Genomic DNA, 21,007 nt, shown 5'->3' with positions numbered 1-21,007 from the left:
GGGCGTAAGAATCAACGTTCAGTGCCCTGCCCCCCCGGTGCGGGGCGACACACCAGTGGGGCCGCACCCAATCAGGCAATACCCTCCCCACAACGGCTTCAAGTCGGCGGATCCGAGCGCGCACCCAAAGCGCGTTTACAACACAAAAACCGTTAAAACCACACGCTTTCTCAACTTTTGTCATTTAAGCTGTTGACTCTGTAAGAATGTGTGAAGCCATGAGGAAGCATGCAACCTCATCGGCTGCCCAGGTTCCACGCGGGTTGCTGTTTGCCTGGGAATCCCCGGTGCAGCGGGTTCGTCACCGGTCTTGAGAGGTGTTGTTCATGTCCAGGCCCACTGTCAGGCTCGACCGTCCCTACAGTCACCAGATCTCCGACACGCAGCTGCTGCCGTTCACCATCCGACTGGCCAATGGCCAGGACGACATTGAAAAGGTCTGCTTGCAGCGCGCCCAGGCATACGGGCGCCACCAGCCCGACCTTGTGACCCGGCTGACGCTATCAAAGCCCGAACCCGAAGACCTGCGCGAAGACGTCCTGATCTTGATGGCCGAGTCCAAGGACAGTGGTGAGGTTGTGGGTGCGCTGCGCTTGCAGACCAACCTCAACCAGCCGCTGCGCTTCGAGACCGAACTCGCGCTGCCAGAACGCTTCCGGGGCAAGCACTTGCTGGAAGCTGGCCGCATGACGGTGCGCAACGGCCCCGAAGGCCGGATGGTGCTGCCAGCCCTGGTCAAAGCCGCTTTCGAGATCAGCCACCGGGTGGGCATTGATTACTCGCTGCTGATTGGTCGCTCGCCGATCGATCGCATGTATCACGCCATGCAGTTTCAGGACGTGTTCGGCGGCGAAAAGGTCGTCACCTCCGCGCAACCGGGTGTGCCAGTCACGCTGTTCTACATGGACATCACCCAGGCCGATGCGCGCTGGATTGCCGCAGCCTGCCCGCTCTACGGCTTCATGGCCGAAACCCTGCATCCAGACATCGACATCGACTTTGAGCGGGCCGAGCGCAAATTTTGTGTGCCCCTGTCCGTCGTGGACCAGCCCGAGTTCAGCGAATCCCTGAGCTGACCCTTTTGACCTTGGTCAGGAGCGGCCCAAGATCGGGCCAATTTGCGACAGTTTGACCACAAACCGACCAACTGCGAGAAAAAGGCGTCGGTTTGGCCCAGTGATGCCCGCATTGCACCACTTGAAAAGGGGAATAATGGGGCCCCAATCGCCTCCCCCATTTTGGGGGTAGGCTCAACACCACCCAGCGCAGAGGTGATATGGGGCCCGTCAGAGCAACCATGCAGAACATGTTGCGCACCCTGGGTAACCGAGGGTTTTCGAACGCCTCCCTGGAAACCGAATTCCAGGTGGCTTATCGCTCCTACGGCACGCGTTTCCTGTTCGTGTCCTCGACGGTGGCGGCGGTTTATTTCCTGGTCTTTTTCAGCTTCGACTTGCTGACCGGCCACCGCCAGGTGACCGACCAGGTGCAACTGGGCCGCCTGGGCTTGTCATGCGGCCTCCTGTTGTTCGGCTCTGCCACCCGGCTGAACAAGTCCTTTTTCACCCGCCATTACACGGCCGCTTTCGTTGCCATCGTCAGCCTGGTCTGCCTGCTGAGCAACATGATCATCACCACCGGTCATTGGCAGGACGACCCGATGAGCCTGCTGTGGGGCCTGACATCTGCCACGGTGTTCGCCACGGTGATGGTGTACGGCTTTGCCCGACTGACCGCAGGCCCGACCCTCCTGATCGCGTCGGGCATCGGCTTGCTGGCCCTGGCGTTCGCTTACCAACAGCCCCAGGCTCACGGCACAGGCTTTCAACGCATGGTGGTGCACCTGGTCGCGGCCAATGCGCTGGGCTACTGCCTCTACCGTTTTTCGCTGGCCCGTGAGCGCAAGCTGTTCCTGCAGTCCAAACGCAAGAACCACATCGCCGAGTTGCGTCGCACCAAAGAGCAGGCGGAGTCCGCCAGCCGGGCCAAGACGGCCTTTCTGGCCAACATGAGCCACGAGATCCGCACCCCGATGAATGGGGTCATCGGCGCGCTGAGCATGCTCAACGATGAACACTTGTCGGAACGCGATCGCCTGTTCGTCAAATCGGCACGAGACTCCGCTCGCAACCTGATGCACCTGCTCAACGAGATCCTGGATTACTCCAAACTCGATGCGCACAAGGTTCGCCTGTCCCCGACGCCATTCGATCCGCTGAGCCTGATCAGCAGCGTCGCGCACGCCTTCCAGGCCACCGCCGAACAAAAGGGCATCGGCATCCGCCGCGACTGCCACCACGTGCCTGCCGACATCCGCAGCCTGACCGGCGACGAAGGCAAGATGCGCCAGGTCTTGCTCAACCTCGTGAGCAACGCCGTCAAGTTCACGCAGTGCGGCGAAGTGCTGCTGAGCCTGTCGGTGCGCAAACTCGGCTCCGAGATGGCACGCGTCACGCTGGACGTGTCCGACACCGGCGTGGGCATCCCGCCCGACTCGATCGACAAGCTCTTTCAGCCCTTCTACCAGGTCGAGTCCGGCAGCAACCGCAGCTATGGCGGCACGGGCCTGGGCCTGGCGATCTGCAAGCAGATCGTGGACGAGATGGGCGGCGAGATCACCGTGCGCAGCGTGCTGGGCATTGGCACGACCTTCGAGATCACGGTGGACATGCCCTACAGCACCGAGGCCTTGAGCGAAGCCGAACGACTGCAAGGCAGCGAGGGTTTTGCCGACACGCAACCTCCAGCACTGGCCGAGCTGCGACTGCAGGGCGAGGTGCTGCTGGTCGAGGACAACGAAGTCAACGCCTTCATCGCGACGATGACGCTGGAGAGCCTGGGGGTGAGCTGTCAGCACGCCCGCAACGGCGAGGATGCCCTGGCCCTGTTCGGTCAAAACGCTTTCGACGTGGTGCTGATGGACTGCGAAATGCCGGTGATGGATGGCTATGAGGCCGCACGCCGCATCAGGCAGATGGAGGCCGCAGACACCGCGCGCGAGCGCACACCGGTCATCGCGCTGACGGCGCACGCCCTCAGCGGCGACCGAGAGGTCTGTCTGGCCAATGGCATGGACGACTACCTCACCAAGCCTTTCGACCGCGAGGCCCTGGCCTTGCTGCTGTCGCGCTGGTTGCCGGTGGCGACCAACGCCTGAAGCCGCGTCGCTCAGTGCCTGGACACGGCCGCCACCCCTCGGCGGAACTGCTGCGGCGTCATGCCAGACCAGGTGCGAAATGCCCGAGTGAACACGCTCTGGTCGGTGTAGCCCAAAAGCAGTGCGATCTCCATCAGGGACAGCGCTCGATCAGACAGGTACTGACGCGCCATGTCAAACCTGATCTGGTTGAGTTCAGCCTTGAATCGGATGCCTCGCTCGTGCATCTGGCGGTAAAGGGTTCGCTCGCCCACACCCATGCGACGGGCCACGGCAGCGAAGTCCAACTCCCCTTCGTGCAGGCAGTGCAGGATGTGATGGCGCAACTGCGGCAGCAAGGGGTCCCTCGCCTGCATCGAAGACAGGATTTGTTCGGCTTGGTGCTCCAGTTGCTCAGCCAGGTCCGCGTCACGGTGGATGTTGAGCCGATCCAGCAAGCTCAGCGGCCAGCGCAAGCTGAGCACAGGGGCCATGAAGTGCACGGGACACTGGAAGTACCGCCTGTGTGCATCGCCGTGCGGGGGCTCGGCTTGGGGAAAGGTCACGCCCGTCGGGTTGATGCCCGCTGGCGAAGCATGGGTGCGGACCAGGTTCACGATGCCCCCCCAGGAACAGCTCGTCAGAGACCAGGGGCGCCGGGTTTTGCTCGTGGCCGAACCAGCGCATCACGAGCTCGCTGCCTTCGACCATCAAGTTGAACTCGATGACGTTGTGCAGCAGGCCTTGAAAGCGACAGTAGCGGGTCAGCGCCTGCATGATGTTGTCGCTGTGCACGGCCAGGTAACCCAGCGTGCCGACATGCCTGGGTTGCACGATGCTGGCAACATCCAAGCCCACCGATGGCGAGCCAGCGAGTTGCTGCAAAGAGGCCAGCCGACCGAACCAGACTTCGATGGGCATGCGAGGTGCTTCGCACAAGCCGATCAGGCGGGCCTGGAGTTCCGGCTCCACCATCCCGCGTGAGCGCATGAAATCCAGCAGGAGGGCCGCTCCGGTGCTGGATGTGTGGATGCGTGGAACGTTCATGTGCACAAGTGCCGGATGACTGAGAGGAGGCGCAGGCTACTGCCAAACATCATCCCGGATCAATGCATGCCGCACTGGAACCCGCCCCCGTGTTCAAGTGGAGAGGTGTGCGGAATTCACAAAACAGACACTGCTTTGGCGATGAGCGACAAAGGCTTGCGGGAAATGCAAAGCCTCCCATTCACGGCCATCGAAGAATGTGGACGTCGGACATCGAGTCCGTTTCAACCACCGCCCCAAGAAAGACAAGCATGGTCCACACCGCCCAACGCCTCCGCATCGCACGCATCACCTTGAGCATCATGGGTGCCTGCGCCCTGCATGGCATCGCCACATCCGCTCAAGCGCAAAGCTACACCTGGACGCAGGTGTCTCGCTGGCAGGAAGAAGACCGCTACCTCTCAGGTGGCAACACCGTCTACCGCGAGGAGTTCTTCCCCTCCAAGGGCTACGACGTTCGCCCGCACCAGGCCACACTCACGCTGTTCCCCGACGCCATCGTGGGCGGCGGCAACAACCAGGCCACGAGCAACTACCTGTGGGCAGCGCTGGCCACCTCCGAGAACGTGATCGGCAACGGCACCACGCTGACCCGCGCCCGCGACTTCGTCGAAGACTGGGACATCAACTTCATCAACCCATCGGTCAACAGCGTCAACTACTGGTTTGACTTTTACTCGGACAACTCCACCAACACCGTCTCGCGCTCCAGCTTCCCGCTCACGCTGGTGAACGGGCCGCAGGCAGGTCAATCGCTCATCGGCAACAACAATCTGCTGGCCATGGGCGATGACAACTCTCTGTGGCTCGATGCCGATGGCAGCCTGAGCTACTACAACTACCCAACAGGCACGCTGGAGTTCAACTCCACCAAGACCAGCTTCACGACAGGCCCGAGCAGCTGGCAGGGCAGCACCTTGCTGAGCAAGGTGGGCAACCTGATCGGTTACGAAGAAGGCAACCTGTACTTCCTGGAAGGCGACAACACGGTTCAAGTGTTCAATTACGACCTGACTTACCTGCGCACCGATCAGTTCCGTTTTGATGGTGACCTGGCAGGGCACAGCCTGGCCGACGTCATCGACGGCAGGGTCGCGAACACCACGTACCTGGGTTGGGACCTTGGGCCCGTGATCGCCATGGTTCAAACCTCTGCTGTGCCAGAGCCGTCGGCCTTCGCGATGCTGGGTGTCGGCCTGGTGGGCCTTTGCCTGACGGCTCGTCGCCAGCGGGCCCAGGCCTCAGCCTGAACGCTTCAAGGACGCAGGCGTCGCCAGAGGGCCGTCACGGCTGTTGCCACCGCTGCGAGCACAACACCCGCGGCGAAGCCACCCAGGCCGTCGGTCAGCAATGGCACCAGCGCGCTCATCGCCCCGCCCACCGTGGGCCACTCTGCCACGCTGTGCTGCAGGGAGTGCACCCAGTCGTGCACTCCCGGCACGCCGTGCAAAAGGATGCTTCCACCAACCAGGAACATGGCCGCGGTACCCACCACCGACAGGGCCTTCATGAGGCGCGGGGCGGTGGCGAGCAGGCCTCGGCCAACGAGTTGTGCCGCGCCATTCGAGCGCTGGCTCAGGTGCAAGCCGGCGTCGTCCATCTTGACGATGGCCGCCACCAGGCCATAGACCCCCACGGTCATGGCCAGGGCCACGCCACCGACCACCAGCACCTGCTGGGTCAGCGGCGCCAGGGCCACGGTGCCCAAAGTGATGACGACGATTTCGGCCGAGAGGATGAAGTCGGTTCGCACAGCGCCCTGAATCTTCTCGCGCTCGAAGGCCACCATGTCGACCTGCTCGTTGGCAACGGCTTGCGTCAACGCGGCATGATGCGCCGCCTCCTCGTCGCGATGCAACAGGGGGTGAAGGATCTTCTCGGCCCCCTCGAAGCACAGGAATGCCCCGCCAGCCATCAGCAAAGGTGTGATGGCCCAGGGCGCCACCAGGCTGATGCCCAGGGCCGATGGCACCAGGATCAGCTTGTTGCGAAACGAGCCCTTGGCAACGGCCCAGACCACGGGCAACTCGCGTTCGGCTCGGATGCCAGAGACCTGCTGGGCATTGAGGGCAAGGTCGTCGCCCAGCACGCCAGCCGTCTTCTTGGCAGCCACTTTGGACATCAGCGCGACATCGTCGAGCACGGTCGCGATGTCATCGAGGAGGATGAGCAGGCTGGATGCCACCTTGTTTTCTCCCTGGTTCTTTGAAGCCGCGATCATATCGGCTCCACCAACCCACGCCGGGAGAATCACTCAGGCGACATCAGACGGCGTCAAAAGCTTCCTGAAGCTCTTCGAACCACGTGTTCAGGTCGTCTTCGTTGATGTGCAGCCAACCCATCGCCGTTGCACCATGGACAACCCAGTCCGCATCCGGATCGAGCGCTTCGTGACGGCGCATCAACCACTCGGCGAGCAGGCCAACCGAAACCAAGGCATTGACGTCGGGATCGGCGCTGCGCTCGCCGAGCGCTTCCAGGTCATGGTGAAGGCGGATGGCGGCTGTCACAGAAGGCGCCAGGCGCCAGAGGCGAGACACCAGCGCCCCCACCACGGCATGGTCGGTGCGGTGGTTGGCGTTCTCGGTCTGCACGTATGAGCGGTCGATGCGCGCGCTGGCTTCGACCATCGTGCCCAGGTAGCCCTTGACGCTCTGCGCCATCACCGGCATGCCGACGTGGCAGAACAATCCATAGGTGTGCGCCAGGTCGGCCGAGATGCCCGGCAGGCGCTCTGCCAAGTGAGACATGGCCACCGCGCGTTTGGTGGATCGTTCCCAGAAGCGCTGAAGCTGTGGAGCGGTGACCTTCATGGCACCACGCGCCAGGAAGGCCGTCATGACCGCTGCGGTGCGTTGCAGGCCCAGGCGGTTCATGGCCTGGCCAATGGTCTGAACCGCAGCGCCGCCCGCCGAGTAAGCCGGGCTGTTGGCTGCGCGCAGGAGGGTGGCCGACATCGCCACGTCGCTGGTGGCGATGCGAGCCACTTCGTTGAGGTCGGGTTCGGCCTCCGACATGGCCTTTTGCAACCGGGTCAACAACTCCGGGCACGGCGGGATGACGATGTGTTGCAGGGGGCCGTTGCGGCGCGCCCTGTCGAGCTCCTGCAGCACAGCGTCGATGGTGAGCAATTCGGTGGCGGTGATCATGGCAACTGCAGGCATTCTGATTCGGGGTTATCGGCGGAAACAGTCACCGACTGAAGCCCCCAGCACGGGACTCGGTGCGTGCGTACACTGGCGCCCTTCGACTGCCTCTCATTGTCCCGCTTCAGACCCCATGCAGATCTTGCTCGCGCCCATGGAAGGCCTGCTTGATGCGCCCTTGCGTGACATCCTCACGCGCGCCGGCGGCGTGGACCGCTGCGTGTCCGAATTCATTCGCGTGACCGAGCGAGTGTTGCCCGAACGCGCCTTTCGCCGCATCATGCCTGAACTCGATCGCGGCGCACTCACCCCTGCAGGCATCCCCGTGCGAGGGCAGCTGCTGGGCTCGGATGCGGCTTGCATGGCCGACAACGCAGCGCGCCTGGCGGAGCTGGGCTCACCCGGTGTCGACCTCAATTTCGGCTGCCCCGCCAAGGTGGTCAACCGCCACGGCGGTGGCGCGGCACTGCTGCAGGACCCCGAGCACGTGCACCGCGTGGTCAAAGCCGTCCGAGAGGCCGTGCCAGCGCACACCGTGGTCTCGGCCAAGATGCGCCTGGGCTTTGACGACGACGCGCTCGCCGAGGCCAACGCCCGTGCCATCGAAGCCGCAGGTGCCAACGAGCTGGTCGTGCACGGCCGCACCAAAGCGCATGGCTACCGCCCACCCGCCTACTGGGACCGCATCGCCCACGTGCGCGAAGCCGTTGGCATCCCGGTGGTGGCCAATGGCGAAATCTGGACGGTGGACGACGCCAGGCGCTGCCTGAGCGAGAGCGGCTGCAGCGCCATCATGCTGGGGCGCGGCATGGTGGCCGACCCCGGTCTGGCGCTGGCCATGCGAGCCGAGCTGGGCTGGCCGGCCTGCCCGGGCGACGCAGGCCGCACCTGGGCAGATTGGGATGCCCTGCAGCCGCTGGTGCACCGCTACTGGCGGCTCATCCAGCCCCGGGTCGAGCCCAGGCACCAGGCTGGCCGCATGAAGCAGTGGCTGAACTTCCTGCGCCGTCGTCATCCCCAGGCCGAGGACGCCTACCAGGCGCTGCGCACGCTGACTGATTCGCGGCAGGTCACGGCCTGGCTGGACGCCCACATCGCCCGGGGCCAGCAAGGTGACCCAGGCCACGAGGTCGGAGACAATCACGCCTGCGCACCGCTGGCCGTCTGATTGCACGCCCCGCCCCAGCCAGCGCCCCTGTTCCTCCCGCCCGAGCCCTGAAAGCCCCGCCCGATGGCCATCCAATGGTTCCCCGGTCACATGAACGTGACCAAAAAAGCCATCCTCGAACGCATCAAGGACATCGATGTCGTCATCGAGCTGCTCGACGCCCGCCTGCCCGGCTCCAGCGCCAACCCGATGCTTGCCCAGATCACTGGCAACCGCCGCAAGCTCAAGGTGCTCAACAAACAGGACCTGGCCGACCCGGTGCAGACCGAGGCCTGGCTGGCCTGGTGGCGCGAGCAGAGCGACACCGGCGCCATCTCTCTCGACGCCGGTGAACGCGCCCCGGCCCAGCGCCTCATCAACGCCTGCCGCGAGCTGGCCCCCAACCGCGGCGGCATGGACAAGCCCCTGCGCGTGCTGATCTGCGGCATCCCCAACGTGGGCAAGTCGACCCTGCTCAACACCCTGGTCGGCAAGAAGGCCGCCAAGACGGGCGACGAAGCGGGGGTGACCCGCATCGAGCAGCGCATCAACCTGGCCAGCGACTTCTACCTGTTCGACACGCCCGGCATGCTCTGGCCCAAGATTCACGTCGAGAAAAGCGGCTACCACTTGGCCGCCAGCGGCGCCGTGGGCAAGAACGCCTACGACGAAGAAGAGGTCGCGCTGGAGCTGGCCAACAGCCTCAAGGGCCCCTACCCGCAGCTGCTGGCCGCGCGCTACAAGCTCGACGATGTCGACGCCATCCCGTCCATGCATGACGACGCGCTGCTGACCGAGATCGGGCGCAAGCGCGGCGCCGTGATCAGCGGCGGGCGCGTCAACATGCAAAAGGCCGCCGAGGTGCTGATCAACGATTTCCGCTCATCGGTCATGGGCCGCATCACGCTCGAAACCCCCGCGCAGTTCGAAGCCTGGTGCGCCGCCGCCGAGGCCGCAGAGGCAGAGAAACAGGCCAAGAAGCTGGCGCGCCAGAAAGCCGCCAAACGCGGCACGCGAGATGCGCTGCCCGATGACGAAACCGACGCCGAAGACTGAGCAGATCGCCCACCACCCGAGATGAGCCAGCCACGCGCGCCCCTGCTGCCCCCCAACGCCCGCACCGCATCTGCGGCCCACGCTGCGCCCGAGGCCGAGGGCGTTTTCACCCCGAAGGGCATCGCGCCCACACCGGAGCAACGCGCCATCCAGCTGGTGCGCAAACCCCACCTCATCATCGAAGCGAATGCGGGCGCGGCCAAGACCACCACGCTGGCGCTGCGCCTGGCCCAGGCCCTGCTGCGCGGCGCCGCCCCCCAACGCGTGCGCGTGCTGACCTACACCGATGCCGCCGTGCAGGCTTTCAACGACGCCATGGCTCGCATCGGCCTGGGCGCCGACGTGCGTCGCCAGGTGCGCGTGCAAACCTTCGACGCCTTCTGCACCGAGCGCCTGCTGGCCATCGAAGGCGCACCCGTTGCCTTGCTCGACAAAGCCGAGCAGCTGCGGCCCCATGTGCTCCAAGCCATCGACCGCGTGCTGCACAACGCCGACGAACGCCACCCCGACGAGTTCACCTTCGATGGCCGCGACGAAGCCAGCGTCGAGGGCCTGCTGTCGGACTTCCTGCACCTCAAGGGCACGATGCAGCTGCAGGTGGAAGCTTTGGATCGCGTGCTCACCCCGAAGGTGGCGGCCGAGCTGGGCCGCGAGTACGCCACGCTGAAGATCTTCCATGCGTACGAGCACATCCGCCGTGGCGGCCACCCCGACCACCCCGTGTTCCGCGCGGAGCACGACGCCACGCACGACCTGGCCCGCCTGCTGACCGACGAAGACGCCTGGATCGGCGTGGGCGAAGGTGGGGAGCACCCACTCGCCATGGGCCTGCACCTCGTGCTGGTCGACGAGATGCACGACACCAACCGCGCCATGTTCACGGTGCTGCGCGAGCTGATGGCGCGCAACCGCGCGGGCTTCGTCGGCGTGGGCGACCGCGACCAGGTCATCCATGCCATCTCGGGTGCAGACGCCCGCTTCATGACGGAGGCCTTCGACCGCGAGGTGGCCCCAGCCACGCGCATGCCGCTGAGCACCACCTGGCGCTTCGGCCAGAAACTGGCCACCGCCGTCGGCAAGCTGGCTCAAAAGCCTTGCGTGGCGCAACGCCCCGCCGGCCTGGCAGACACCGAAGTCGAAGTCATCCGCACCACCGACCCAAGCGAAGTGCGCGTGCACCTGCGACGGCTCATCACCGAGCGCGTGGGCCTGGACGCGAAGGCCCCGCTGTCGAACATCGCCATCCTGCTGCGCCAACCGCACCAATCGGTCGAGTTGGAGAACCTGCTGCTCGACCACGGCATCGACCACCGCACCAGCGGTTTTCTGCCCTACCTGCAGCGCCCCGAGGTGCTGTTCGTGCGCGGCCTGCACGCCTGTGCGCGCGACGCTCTCGGCCTGATCGAGCGCACCGAGACACGTGAAGCCGTGCTGCGCGCGCTGCTGCGCTTCGCAGGTTCGCGCGTGGACACGGGCGACTTGAGCCCCGAACAGGCCGAGGACACCGCCCTGCTGGCCAAGCTCGAAAAGCAGGCCATCAAGGCGATCTGCGACGACCCTTCGTTCGCGCCCGACTTCCTGAACAACCAGGTGCTGCGCAACGCGCCCGATGCGATCAGGCCCTTGCTCGAAGACGCCCTCGATGTCATCGACAGCGATGACCCCGATGTCTGGCAACGCCGCTTCGTGCGCGTGCTGCAGCCGCAGCGCCTGGCCGCGCGCATGATGGTGCGCAAGCAAGACATCGAGCAAGTGATCGGCAACCTCGAAGGCCTGATCCGATCGGCCTCGGGCTACGATCACCTCACTTCGTTCTTTCGCGCCATGAACGAGCGCGAAATGCGCCAGCACCACATGCCCAAGAAGCACGCGCTGCTGCTCTCGAGCATCGAAGCTGCCAAGGGCCTGGAGTTCGACCACGTCATCCTGCCAGGCCTGAACAAAGGTGAATTCGCCATCGGCGGCCACTCGGTGGACAATCGCAACCTGCTCTATGTCGCGATGACCCGTGCGCGGCGGCGTCTCACCATCCTGTGCGACGCCAGCCGCCCCAGCGCCTACCTGCGGGACGCCGGTCTGCTCTGACCCGCGCCCGCCCCCCACACCACAACAACAAACAAGAAAAGAGACACCATGCCCCAACACGACCACATCAGCATGGCGCTGTTCTGCGACTTCGAGAACGTCGCCCTCGGCGTGCGCGACGCCAACTACGAGAAATTCGACATCAAGCGCGTGCTCGAGCGCCTGCTGCTCAAAGGCAGCATCGTCGTCAAGAAGGCCTACTGCGACTGGGAGCGCTACAAGGGTTTCAAGGCCCCCATGCACGAGGCCAACTTCGAGCTCATCGAGATCCCGCACGTGCGCCAGTCCGGCAAGAACTCGGCCGACATCCGCCTGGTGGTCGACGCTCTCGACCTTTGCTACACCAAGAGCCACGTCAACACCTTCGTCATCATCTCGGGCGATTCCGACTTCTCGCCCCTGGTGTCAAAACTGCGCGAGAACGCCAAGCACGTCATCGGCGTGGGCGTGAAGCAATCAACGTCTGACCTCCTGATCGCCAACTGCGACGAGTTCATCTACTACGACGACCTGGTGCGCGGCACGGCTCGCCGACCCGGCGCCAACGCCCAAGGCGGGCGCGACGGCGGTGGCAACACCCGCCGCAGCCCCGAAGAAGAAAAGCGCCGCCGCGAAGAGATGGACACGCGCCGCGCCAAGGCCGTCGAAATGGCCGCCGAGACCTACGAAGCCCTGGTCACCGACCGCGACGACGGCGGCCGCATCTGGGCCTCCGTGCTGAAAGAAGCCATCAAGCGCCGCAACCCCGGCTTCAACGAGAACTACTACGGTTTCCGCACCTTCGGCAACCTGCTCGAAGAAGCGCTGGCGCGTGGCCTGCTGGAATTCGGCCGCGATGAGAAGTCAGGCACCTGGGTGGCGCGCGGCAGTGGCGTGCCCAGCGCGCAAGCACGCGCACGTGCCGACGCGGCCGCCCAGGCCGAAGCCCAGGTTGCCGAGCAGGAAGTGGATGTGCGCCTGGCCCCTGAGCAGGATGCGCCGGCCCGCGTGCAAGCCGCGCCTGTCGACCATGCCGACGAGGAATCGGATGGCAACGGGGCGGGTGAATCGAGCGCGCCAGACGCTGCCCCCGCTGAGGAAGGGCGAGGCCGTCGCCGCAGCCGAGGTGGCCGTGGCCGCAACAAGGGTGAAGGCCGCGAGGCGCGTGCCGACGGTCGCTCCGACGAACGCACGGAAAGCCGCACAGACACACGACCAGACAGCCGTGGTGAGCACCGCCGGGACGAGCGCGGCCCCGGTCGCGCTGACTCGCGCAACCCCAGCGAGCGTGCACCCCGCGAGACGGCGCTGATCACCGAGGCGCCAGCGGCCCGCCATGCGCAGGTCGACAGCGCGCCGCCAGCACCCGCTGTCGTCGCCCCAACCGGAGCCCCGGCGGCCAAGAAGGCCCCCCGCAAGACCGCACCACGCAAGACAGTGGCCAAGGGCAGTGAAACGGCCGAAGCCAAACCCGCACGCAAAACCGCCAAAGCGCCGGCCAAGGCCCCGGCGAAGAAATCAGCCAAGGCCGCGACTGGCAACGATCAGGCCTGATCAAGGGGGCTGGCCAAGCGCGATCAACCCAGCACGCGCGCCCAGTGCTGCTCAAGCGACGGCAGCACGCCCGCCGGGTTGCCCACCAGGCCCATGTGGCCCAAACCCTGGAGCACCTCGACCTGCGCATGCGGGTTGACCGCTGCCAGGCGGCGCACCATCTCGCGCGCAGGCGGCTGGGTGCGCTCGCCCTTGACCAGGGTGAGCGGCACCTGGAAACGGTAGGCCTCAAAGGGTTGAGGCTCTTCGAACACCATGCGCACTTCCTGGAACATCTTCCAGCCCACCAGGCGGGCCATGTCCTTGGCCTTGTCCGGCATCGAGGCCCACATGCCCGGGTGGTTCCAGTAGTCGACGAAGTTCTCCAGCCAGGCGTCCTGCCCACCCGTGCTGGCATCCAGGAAACGATCGGGCTTTTCGGTGAACTCGCGCACCTGCTGCGCAACGTCTTCGGGCAACTCATCGACCAAGGGACGCAAGGCGCCGAACAGCACGGGCTCGTACAGCCACAGCGACTTCACCGGCACCTCGGGGTCGAGCGCCAGCGTCAAGGCCACCAGCCCGCCGTACGAATGCCCACCCAGGTGCACACCCGTCGTGCCCGCCGGGATCTGGGCCTTGATGTGGGCCGCTTCTTCGGCCACCGTCACCTTGGTGCCTCGCGCGACCAGGTCTGGCAGGCTGTAACCACGGTTGGTGGGTGTCAGGGGTGTGACGCCGGCAGGCAGGTTCACCAACAGCTTGTTCCACATGAACGGGCCCACACCGGTGGAGTGGACAAACAGGGCGACGTCTGACGAGGGAGCGGACATGGGGGCCTTTCGAAACTGCTTGCTTGAAGAAAGTAGTTGCGCAGCCTACTCGCTTTACTTGCTTGAAGCAAGTAAGATGCACCCACCATGCGACGCACCTCGTTTTCGGACATGAGCTGTTCCATCGCCCGCTGCCTCGAGCAGGTGGGCGACGGCTGGACGCTGCTCATCATCCGCGAGGCTTTTTTTGGCACCCGCCGCTTCGGCGAGTTCCAGTCGCACCTGGGCATCGCGCCCAACGTGCTCACCGCCAGGCTGCAGAGCCTGGTTCAGCACGGCATCCTGCAGGCCATGGCCGAGAGCGAAAACGGCCGCGTGCTCGACTATCGGCTCACCGACAAGGGCCGCGACCTCTTCCCCATCATCATCGCGATGCTGCAATGGGGTGACCGCCACGCGCCGGCCCCCGATGGCCCGCCCGTGAAGATCGTCGACCGTGAAAGCGGCCGGCCCATCGCGGCGATGCAGGTGACGTCCGACGACGGTCGCGCGCTGCAGGCCCGCGACGTGCGCGTGCGCCCCACTTGAAACAAAACGCTTGCTGCGTAGGCCTCGGCTGACAAACAGCCTCGGCCCTGTCCTGCTTCCTCGCCAGCCATCGGTTGGCACAGTGAACCCGTGGCCAAGAGGTCACACGGGAGCTGCGGCCCCCGCCGTTCATCACAACAGAGGAACCCCCATGAAGCGACACATTGCCCTCCTGCCCATCGCCCTTTGTCTGGGCTTCCTGCAACACGTTCAAGCCGCCAACCCGGCCCCGATCAATGCCGAGGTCTACAAGCTGGCCAAGGACGACATCGAGCAGCACTACGCTCGCGAGAAGGTGACCTGTGACAGCGTCACCGGCAACGCCAAGGACATCTGCCAAGCCGAGGCCAACGGTGCAGAAAAGGTGGCGCTGGCCCGACTGAAGGCCCAACACACCGGCAAACAGGCCGACAAGGATGCAGCCACCGAAGCAGGCATCGACGCCCGCCACAAAATCGCCAAGGAGCGCTGCGACGACCTGCAAGGCAACCAGAAGAACGTCTGTGAGAAGCAGGCCAAGGCCGAGCACGACAAGGCCATCACCAACCTGAAGGCTCGCCAGGAGATCAAGGAGGTCCGCGACGAGGCCGCCGAGAAGAAGCGCGAGGCCGACCACAAGGTGGCCGCCGAACGCTGCGAAGGCCTTGCCGGCTCCGCCAAGGACGCCTGCCAGGCATCCGCCAAGGCCCGCTACCACATCGACTGATGACGCCCCAGCGTGGATGGGCCAGGCGGCTCATCAGGCGGCCACGCGGATCCAGGCGTGGTCGCCTTGCGGTGTGGCGCGACGGTTGGCTCACTGCACCGTGTAGCCGCCATCCACGACCCATCCCTGACCGCTCACGTAGCTCGCCCCCGACGACAGCAAGAAGGCCACCACCTCGGCGACCTCTCTCGGCTGACCGGCTCGGCCCGCAGCGCTGCCGCTCATCATGGCTTGCAGGTTGTCGCGGTTGCCAAAGCCTTGCAGAGCCATCGGCGTTTCCACCGGACCTGGCAACACGGCGTTCACGCGGATGCCCTGTTTGAAGTACTCCAGCGCCGCCGTCTGGGTCAGCCCCATGACAGCATGCTTGCTGGCGTTGTAGTGCGCGATGCCGGGAAAGCCGATCTGCGCCACGATGGAGGCGTTGTTGACGATGGCGCCGCCACCGCTTTTCAGCATGGCAGCGAGTTGGTGCTTCATCGACCAGAACACGCCCAGCACGTTGGTTCGCATCACGGCCTCGAACGCTTCGGTGGACATCTCGTGAAATGGCTGTCCCGCACCGAGCAGACCAGCGTTGTTGAAGGCGCCATCGATGCGCCCGAAGTGCGCCACCGCCTGCATGACGGCTCGCTGCACGTCGCTTTCCTGGTCCACGTCCATGCGCAGAACCAGCGCGCGGCCACCCGCGGCCTCGACCTCGTGGGCCACGTCGGCGCAGGCGGCCTCTCGCCTGGCCGCCAGCACGACATTGGCACCGCGAGAGCCCAGCAGGCGGGCCGTGTCGGCCCCCATGCCCGACGACGCGCCGGTGATGAAAATGGTTTGACCTTGGAAGTTCATGTTCGGCTCCTGCCTTGGCTGGGTGAAAAGACTGGGCAAGCGTAGGGCGCCCTGATTCACCACACAATCCACCCATCACTCAATGCATTGATGAACAGGATTCAACAATGAACACCCCTCCCCTGCAGGACCTCCAGGCCTTCTCGGTCGTCGCGCGCCTGGGCAGCTTTCGGCGCGCGGCCACCGAGGTCGGGGTGAGCCCATCGGCGCTGAGCCACACCATCAAAGGGCTGGAGCAGCGCCTGGGTCTGCGCCTGCTGCACAGGACAACGCGCAGCGTCTCGCCCACCGAGGCGGGGCGGCAACTGCTGGCCAGGTTGGCACCCGCGCTGCAGGACATCAGCAGCGCACTCGAAGACATCAACGCCTTTCGCGACAGCCCCATGGGCACCTTGCGCATCAACGCCCCCCGCGCGGCCTGCCAGTGGGTGTTGCCACCCCTGGTCAGCGGCTTCCTGACCCGGCACCCAGGCATGCGCATGGAGGTGGTGGCCGACGACCGTTTCGTCGACATCGTTGCCGAGGGCTTCGACGCCGGCGTGCGCTTCGGTGAAAGCCTGCAGCAAGACATGGTGGCGGTGCCGCTGGGGCCGCCTCAGCGCTTCGTGGTCGTGGCCTCGCCCGAGCACATCGCACGCCATGGCCGCCCCAAGCACCCGCGCGACCTTCAGCAGCACCCCTGCATCCGCATCCGCTTCCCCAGCGGCAGCTACTTCAAGTGGGAGTTCATCAAGCGCCAACACGCGGTGCAGGTGGAGGTCGATGGTCCGCTGGCCAGCGACGACCTCATGCTCATGGTGCAGGCCGCAGAGGCCGGCGTGGGCCTGGCCTACACCTACGAGCAACATGCGATGCCTGCCCTGCAAGCCGGACGGCTGGTCACCGTGCTGGACGACTGGTGCCCTCGTGTGCCGGGCTTCAACCTCTACCACCCCAGCCGCAAGCTGATGTCGGCGGGGCTGCGAGCCTTCATCGACCACGTGCGCCTCACCCATGAGGGGGTGGCCGCAAGCTAGGGGGAGGCCCTAGTTAGCAGGATGTGTCCGAAAGGACGGGTGCTTACCGTTCGGGTGCTGCTCACAGCCCAACCCGAAAGGACCTCACCATGCCCATCCTCCACTTCCAGGCCCCCTTGGCCACCGTCGCCCGCGCCGACCTGATCGCGCTCTACAAGGAGTGCCAGCCGCGCATCCTGGTCGTGACCGACACACTCAACTTCGACCCCGGCCAGGGCTTCGGCCTCACGCAGTTCGTCAACACGCTCAAGGGCTCGACCATCCACGGCATGACGCCCAAGGTGGTGACCGCCAGCCGCATCGCCGACCCGAACGCCGACATCCCCAACTTCGACTTCAACGATGCCAGCAAGGGCTTGAGCATCTCGCGCTACGACGTGGTCTTCCTGTTCGGGGCTCGGCCCGAAGGCCTCAGCGACCTGCCAGCCCCGCAAGTTGAAACGATCGCGAAGTTCATGGAAGCCGGCGGCGGCGTGTTCGCCACCGGTGACCACCAGACGCTCGGCGCCTCGCTGTGCGGCAACGTGCCCCGGGTGCGCGCCATGCGCCGCTGGAAGGCCGCGCAAACGCCGCCCCATGTGAGCAACACCAACCGCTTCTCGACCAACCTGTCCGGCCCGAACGAAGGCGAAGAGTTCAGCGATCAGTCCAACACCGAGCCGCAGCGCCTGTACCTGAACTTCCGCACCCAGGCCGGTGGCGTTGGCAGCCCTCACCCGCTGGTGCAACTCAAGGCGCCCCGCCGCGCCCTCGAGGTCTACCCGGATCACCCGCACGAAGGCGAGTGCCTGGTGCCAGCCAGCCTGGGCGGCAACATCACCGTCGGTGGGCAATCGGTGCCCGAGTGGCCCAACGACCTCACGGGCGCCGCCCTGTCGCCGGAGATCGTGGCGATGTCGGTCTCGCATGGCGACGGCTTCCCCAGCGGCCCGACCGGCCCCAAAGACGCCCTGATGCCCAGGCTGTTCGCCTCCATCGTGGCCTACGACGGCCACCGCGCCAACAAGGGCCGCGTCAGCACCGACTCGACCTGGCACCACTTCATCAACATCAACCTGGACGGCACGGGTGAGCCCGGCTTCAATGGCCTGCAATCACCCGCTGGCGTGGACACCGAGGCGCTCAAGCGCATCCGCGAGCATTACGTCAACCTCGCCACCTGGCTGATGCCCAAGAAGGTTCGCAAGTGCCTGCGCTTCCCGCTGGTGCTGGAAGAGCTGACTCGCTTCCCGTTGATCGAGGAGCTGGAGCTGCCCCCATTGAAGGCGGCCACGGTCGCCGACCTGACCCAGGCCGGTGGCGCGCTGCTGCAAAGCCTGTCTCGCCGCGTCGCCCCGTGGGAGGTGCAGGCCTTCGTCTTCGACACCCTGAGCGACAGCCTGGGCGAGGCCGAGGCGCTCAAGTTGCTGGACCAGGACGACGCCGCCACCGCCTTGCGCAACCAGGACATCGCGCAGGCCGCCGTCGGTGGTTTGCTGACTGGTGTGGCGGCCCGCCTCGCCGAGCTGTCATCGGTCAAAGAGATCGTGCCCCACCGCACCTTCGAGGCCTCGGCCATCGAGGGCACGCAGGTGGCGACCAAGCTGGCGCTGGTGCGCAGGCGCGATCAACTCAAGAAGATGGACGAGTTGCTCTCGCGCCTGCAATCGGCCGGCGAGCTGCGCTGAAGCGCTGACCGCTCGGGCTTGCTGCGCTCAGCGGCGGGTGGGGATGCGCCAGACCACCCACGCCCCCAGCAGGCCCGCAGCGATGACCACGCCCGACAACCAGGGGCGTGGCCAGAGGTGCCAGGCCGACAGGCTCACCATGATCGACATCATGGTGGTGGCCAGCCACTTCACCTTCAGGGGCAGCGTGTGGTGGGCTTCCCAGTCGCGCACCATGGGCCCCAACCAACGGTGGGCCAGCAGCCAGGCGTGCAGGCGCGGTGAAGACTTCGCGAAGCAGCCGGCCGCCAGCAGCACGAACGGCGTGGTGGGCAAGCCAGGCAGGATGGCGCCGGCCACGGCCAGCCCCAGCGAGACCACCCCCGCGACAACCAGCAGGCTGCGTTGGAGGCGTCCCGCCACCTGCATCACTTCCAGGTGTCCTTCAACCCGGTGACCTTGTTGAACACCGGCTTGCCCGGCGCGTGGTCGTGGCGATCGGCCACGAAGTAGCCAAAGCGCTCGAACTGGAACTTCTGATCCGCCGCCGCCGCAGCCAGCGAAGGCTCGACGTAGCCCTGGAGCACCTTGAAGCTGTCGGGGTTCAGGCTGGCCTTGAAGTCCTTGCCACCGGCATCGGGGTGCGGGTCGGTGAACAGGCGGTCGTAGATGCGCACCTCGGCGGCCACGCCATCGGCCACGCCCACCCACGTGATGGCGGCCTTGACCTTGACGCTGTCGGCGCCCGGCGTGCCGCTCTTGGTGTCGGGCACCACCGTGGCCAACACCTCGGTGACCTTGCCATCGGCGTCCTTGGTGCAGCCGGTGCACTCGATGACGTAGCCGCCCTTGAGGCGAACCTTGTTGCCGGGGAAAAGGCGCTTGTAGCCCTTGGGCGGCACCTCTTCGAAGTCTTCACGCTCGATCCAGACCTCGCGGCCCAGCTTGAAGTGGCGCACGGGCGACTCGGTGCCTTCAGGCGGGTGAGGCAAGGCCGGCAGCGAGCAAGGCTCTTGGTGGCCCGCACCCATCACCTCGTCCCAGTTGGTGAGCACCAGCTTGACCGGGTCAAGCACCGCCATGCCGCGGTGGGCCTTGTTTTCGAGGTCGTCGCGCAGGGCGATGTCCAGCGTGCTGTAGTCGATCCAGCTGTCGGACTTGCTCACGCCGATGCGCTCGCAGAACAGCTGGATGGCTTCGGGCGTGTAGCCCCGGCGGCGCAGGCCGGCGATGGTGGGCATGCGCGGGTCGTCCCAGCCGGTGACCACGCCTTCATCCACCAATTGCTTCAACTTGCGTTTGGACGTGATGACGTAGGTCAGGTTCAGGCGCGCGAATTCGTACTGCTTCGGGTTGGGGTGCTTGAGCAGGCCCAGCTTGGCCAGGTTGTCGACCAGCCAGTCGTAGAAGGGGCGCTGGTCTTCGAACTCCAGCGTGCAGATGCTGTGGGTGATCTGCTCGAGCGCGTCTTCGATGGGGTGGGCGAAGGTGTACATCGGGTAGATGCACCACTTGTCGCCGGTGTTGTGGTGGGTGGCACGGCGGATGCGGTAGATGGCCGGGTCCCGCATGTTGATGTTGGGGCTGGCCATGTCGATCTTGGCGCGCAGCACCATCGAGCCGTCTGCGTGCTTGCCGTCGCGCATTTCACGGAAACGCGCGAGGTTTTCGTCCGGCGTGCGGCTGCGGAAGGGGCTGTCCTTGCCGGGGGTGGAGAAGTCACCGCGGTTGGCGCGCATCTCGTCCGGCGTCTGCTCGTCCACATAGGCCAGGCCGGCGGTGATCAGCGCCTCGGCCGCGCGGTACATGAAGTCGAAGTAGTTGCTGGCGTAGTAGAGGTGGCTCTCAGGCCGGCCGTTGAAGTTCGACTCCCAGCCGAAGCCCAGCCACTTGACAGCGTCCAGGATGGCGTCGACGTACTCCTGCTCTTCCTTCTCGGGGTTGGTGTCGTCGAAGCGCATGTGGCAGACGCCACCGTAATCACGCGCCAGACCGAAGTTCAGGCAGATGCTCTTGGCGTGGCCGACGTGCAGGTAGCCGTTCGGCTCGGGCGGGAAGCGCAGGCGGACCTTGGCGGGGTCGCTCTGGCCGGCATCCTGGTGGGCGGCGTCACCGGGCGAGCCGGCCCAGCGGCGGCTGGCGTAGGTGCCCTGCTCCAGGTCGCGGTCGATGATGCCGCGCAGGAAGTTGGTGGGCTTGTGGGGAACGTTCGGATCGGTGGCGTCGGTCATGCCCCGATTCTATCGAGGCAAGGCGCCGTGCTCTCCACAGGCGGCACAAGGAACACGGCGCCGCACGGCCGAGCA

Annotated in this window: 18 protein-coding genes and 2 pseudogenes; 11 read left to right on the top strand and 9 right to left on the bottom strand. The window is 65.6% G+C overall.

All coding sequences use genetic code 11. The features are described 5' to 3' along the window. Positions 1-326: 326 nt before the first annotated feature. Positions 327-1,076, top strand: coding sequence for a hypothetical protein (locus tag ABG80_RS03455; protein ID WP_058086381.1), 750 nt, complete (start codon positions 327-329; stop codon positions 1,074-1,076). A gap of 221 nt (positions 1,077-1,297) precedes the next feature. Continuing rightward, the gene (locus tag ABG80_RS03450) at positions 1,298-3,157 is read left to right on the top strand and encodes an ATP-binding protein (RefSeq protein ID WP_058086380.1); all 1,860 of its coding nucleotides are present in this window, start codon (positions 1,298-1,300) and stop codon (positions 3,155-3,157) included. Positions 3,158-3,168: 11 nt separating this feature from the next. On the opposite strand, the gene ABG80_RS03445 is transcribed toward ABG80_RS03450, so the two are convergent. From ABG80_RS03445 to ABG80_RS24030, 3 genes and pseudogenes are all read right to left on the bottom strand, one after another. Next, positions 3,169-3,630 (bottom strand): helix-turn-helix transcriptional regulator, encoded by a 462-nt coding sequence (locus ABG80_RS03445; protein ID WP_152987441.1) that lies wholly within the window; start codon positions 3,628-3,630, stop codon positions 3,169-3,171. 12 nt (positions 3,631-3,642) lie between these two features. Beyond that, positions 3,643-3,753 (bottom strand): annotated as a pseudogene (locus tag ABG80_RS24035) (hypothetical protein); the annotation flags it as partial. A 43-nt stretch (positions 3,754-3,796) separates the two neighbouring features. Beyond that, positions 3,797-4,057, bottom strand: a pseudogene (locus ABG80_RS24030) (AraC family transcriptional regulator ligand-binding domain-containing protein); the annotation flags it as partial. Positions 4,058-4,434: 377 nt separating this feature from the next. Between ABG80_RS24030 and ABG80_RS03435 the strand changes: the two are divergent. After that, a complete protein-coding gene (locus ABG80_RS03435) occupies positions 4,435-5,433 on the top strand; it encodes a PEP-CTERM sorting domain-containing protein (protein ID WP_058086377.1) in 999 nt (332 codons plus the stop codon). Positions 5,434-5,438: 5 nt separating this feature from the next. On the opposite strand, the gene ABG80_RS03430 is transcribed toward ABG80_RS03435, so the two are convergent. Both ABG80_RS03430 and ABG80_RS03425 read right to left on the bottom strand, forming a co-directional pair. Next, complete coding sequence (locus tag ABG80_RS03430; protein WP_058086376.1) at positions 5,439-6,404, bottom strand: DUF808 domain-containing protein; 966 nt, start codon at positions 6,402-6,404, stop codon at positions 5,439-5,441. Between the two features lie 43 nt (positions 6,405-6,447). After that, on the bottom strand, positions 6,448-7,332 hold the full coding sequence (locus ABG80_RS03425) for an HDOD domain-containing protein (RefSeq protein WP_235513736.1): 885 nt from the start codon (positions 7,330-7,332) through the stop codon (positions 6,448-6,450). A gap of 130 nt (positions 7,333-7,462) precedes the next feature. Between ABG80_RS03425 and ABG80_RS03420 the strand changes: the two genes are divergently transcribed. The 4 genes from ABG80_RS03420 to ABG80_RS03405 all read left to right on the top strand — a co-directional run bounded on the left by ABG80_RS03420 (position 7,463) and on the right by ABG80_RS03405 (position 13,150). After that, on the top strand, positions 7,463-8,497 hold the full coding sequence (locus tag ABG80_RS03420; protein ID WP_058086374.1) for a tRNA dihydrouridine synthase: 1,035 nt from the start codon (positions 7,463-7,465) through the stop codon (positions 8,495-8,497). A gap of 63 nt (positions 8,498-8,560) precedes the next feature. Beyond that, on the top strand, positions 8,561-9,532 hold the full coding sequence (ylqF, locus tag ABG80_RS03415) for a ribosome biogenesis GTPase YlqF (protein WP_058086373.1): 972 nt from the start codon (positions 8,561-8,563) through the stop codon (positions 9,530-9,532). A 21-nt stretch (positions 9,533-9,553) separates the two neighbouring features. Then, on the top strand, positions 9,554-11,617 hold the full coding sequence (locus ABG80_RS03410) for a UvrD-helicase domain-containing protein (protein ID WP_058086372.1): 2,064 nt from the start codon (positions 9,554-9,556) through the stop codon (positions 11,615-11,617). 48 nt (positions 11,618-11,665) lie between these two features. After that, positions 11,666-13,150: an NYN domain-containing protein gene (locus ABG80_RS03405; protein WP_152987437.1), complete on the top strand. Its 1,485-nt coding sequence runs from the start codon at positions 11,666-11,668 to the stop codon at positions 13,148-13,150. Positions 13,151-13,173: 23 nt separating this feature from the next. On the opposite strand, the gene ABG80_RS03400 is transcribed toward ABG80_RS03405, so the two are convergent. Then, positions 13,174-13,962, bottom strand: a complete 789-nt coding sequence (locus ABG80_RS03400) for an alpha/beta fold hydrolase (protein ID WP_058086370.1) — start codon at positions 13,960-13,962, stop codon at positions 13,174-13,176. A gap of 87 nt (positions 13,963-14,049) precedes the next feature. Between ABG80_RS03400 and ABG80_RS03395 the strand changes: the two genes are divergently transcribed. After that, entirely contained in the window at positions 14,050-14,490 is a 441-nt protein-coding gene (locus ABG80_RS03395) for a winged helix-turn-helix transcriptional regulator (protein WP_058086369.1), read from the top strand. Between the two features lie 151 nt (positions 14,491-14,641). Further along, positions 14,642-15,196: a hypothetical protein gene (locus ABG80_RS03390; protein ID WP_058086368.1), complete on the top strand. Its 555-nt coding sequence runs from the start codon at positions 14,642-14,644 to the stop codon at positions 15,194-15,196. Positions 15,197-15,286: 90 nt separating this feature from the next. Here ABG80_RS03390 and ABG80_RS03385 read toward each other — a convergent pair whose 3' ends face one another. Further along, a complete protein-coding gene (locus tag ABG80_RS03385; RefSeq protein WP_083505772.1) occupies positions 15,287-16,039 on the bottom strand; it encodes an SDR family NAD(P)-dependent oxidoreductase in 753 nt (250 codons plus the stop codon). A gap of 107 nt (positions 16,040-16,146) precedes the next feature. On the opposite strand from ABG80_RS03385, the gene ABG80_RS03380 reads away from it, so the two are divergent. Further along, positions 16,147-17,055 carry a LysR family transcriptional regulator gene (locus ABG80_RS03380; RefSeq protein WP_058086367.1) on the top strand — a complete coding sequence of 303 codons (909 nt, stop codon included), beginning with the start codon at positions 16,147-16,149 and terminating at the stop codon, positions 17,053-17,055. A gap of 89 nt (positions 17,056-17,144) precedes the next feature. Next, on the top strand, positions 17,145-18,722 hold the full coding sequence (locus ABG80_RS03375; protein ID WP_058086366.1) for a hypothetical protein: 1,578 nt from the start codon (positions 17,145-17,147) through the stop codon (positions 18,720-18,722). A 27-nt stretch (positions 18,723-18,749) separates the two neighbouring features. Here the strand turns inward: ABG80_RS03375 and ABG80_RS03370 are convergent, their stop codons facing one another. After that, complete coding sequence (locus ABG80_RS03370) at positions 18,750-19,124, bottom strand: YbaN family protein (RefSeq protein ID WP_235513735.1); 375 nt, start codon at positions 19,122-19,124, stop codon at positions 18,750-18,752. A gap of 5 nt (positions 19,125-19,129) precedes the next feature. Beyond that, positions 19,130-20,932, bottom strand: a complete 1,803-nt coding sequence (locus ABG80_RS03365; protein ID WP_058086364.1) for a glutamine--tRNA ligase/YqeY domain fusion protein — start codon at positions 20,930-20,932, stop codon at positions 19,130-19,132. Positions 20,933-21,007: the final 75 nt, after the last annotated feature.

This window comes from Aquabacterium parvum, assembly GCF_001447195.1.
Taxonomy (GTDB): domain Bacteria; phylum Pseudomonadota; class Gammaproteobacteria; order Burkholderiales; family Burkholderiaceae_C; genus Aquabacterium; species Aquabacterium parvum.
This window is presented reverse-complemented; position numbering and strand designations above follow the sequence as displayed.

Bases quoted from the DNA above. Each gene is read 5' to 3' on its own strand.
- ABG80_RS03455 (WP_058086381.1), top strand. From the start codon at position 327: ATGTCCAGGCCCACTGTCAGGCTCGACCGTCCCTACAGTCACCAGATC.
- ABG80_RS03450 (WP_058086380.1), top strand. From the start codon at position 1,298: ATGCAGAACATGTTGCGCACCCTGGGTAACCGAGGGTTTTCGAACGCC.
- ABG80_RS03445 (WP_152987441.1), bottom strand. From the start codon at position 3,630: ATGGCCCCTGTGCTCAGCTTGCGCTGGCCGCTGAGCTTGCTGGATCGG.
- ABG80_RS03435 (WP_058086377.1), top strand. From the start codon at position 4,435: ATGGTCCACACCGCCCAACGCCTCCGCATCGCACGCATCACCTTGAGC.
- ABG80_RS03430 (WP_058086376.1), bottom strand. From the start codon at position 6,404: ATGATCGCGGCTTCAAAGAACCAGGGAGAAAACAAGGTGGCATCCAGC.
- ABG80_RS03425 (WP_235513736.1), bottom strand. From the start codon at position 7,332: ATGATCACCGCCACCGAATTGCTCACCATCGACGCTGTGCTGCAGGAG.
- ABG80_RS03420 (WP_058086374.1), top strand. From the start codon at position 7,463: ATGCAGATCTTGCTCGCGCCCATGGAAGGCCTGCTTGATGCGCCCTTG.
- ylqF (WP_058086373.1), top strand. From the start codon at position 8,561: ATGGCCATCCAATGGTTCCCCGGTCACATGAACGTGACCAAAAAAGCC.
- ABG80_RS03410 (WP_058086372.1), top strand. From the start codon at position 9,554: ATGAGCCAGCCACGCGCGCCCCTGCTGCCCCCCAACGCCCGCACCGCA.
- ABG80_RS03405 (WP_152987437.1), top strand. From the start codon at position 11,666: ATGCCCCAACACGACCACATCAGCATGGCGCTGTTCTGCGACTTCGAG.
- ABG80_RS03400 (WP_058086370.1), bottom strand. From the start codon at position 13,962: ATGTCCGCTCCCTCGTCAGACGTCGCCCTGTTTGTCCACTCCACCGGT.
- ABG80_RS03395 (WP_058086369.1), top strand. From the start codon at position 14,050: ATGCGACGCACCTCGTTTTCGGACATGAGCTGTTCCATCGCCCGCTGC.
- ABG80_RS03390 (WP_058086368.1), top strand. From the start codon at position 14,642: ATGAAGCGACACATTGCCCTCCTGCCCATCGCCCTTTGTCTGGGCTTC.
- ABG80_RS03385 (WP_083505772.1), bottom strand. From the start codon at position 16,039: ATGAACTTCCAAGGTCAAACCATTTTCATCACCGGCGCGTCGTCGGGC.
- ABG80_RS03380 (WP_058086367.1), top strand. From the start codon at position 16,147: ATGAACACCCCTCCCCTGCAGGACCTCCAGGCCTTCTCGGTCGTCGCG.
- ABG80_RS03375 (WP_058086366.1), top strand. From the start codon at position 17,145: ATGCCCATCCTCCACTTCCAGGCCCCCTTGGCCACCGTCGCCCGCGCC.
- ABG80_RS03365 (WP_058086364.1), bottom strand. From the start codon at position 20,932: ATGACCGACGCCACCGATCCGAACGTTCCCCACAAGCCCACCAACTTC.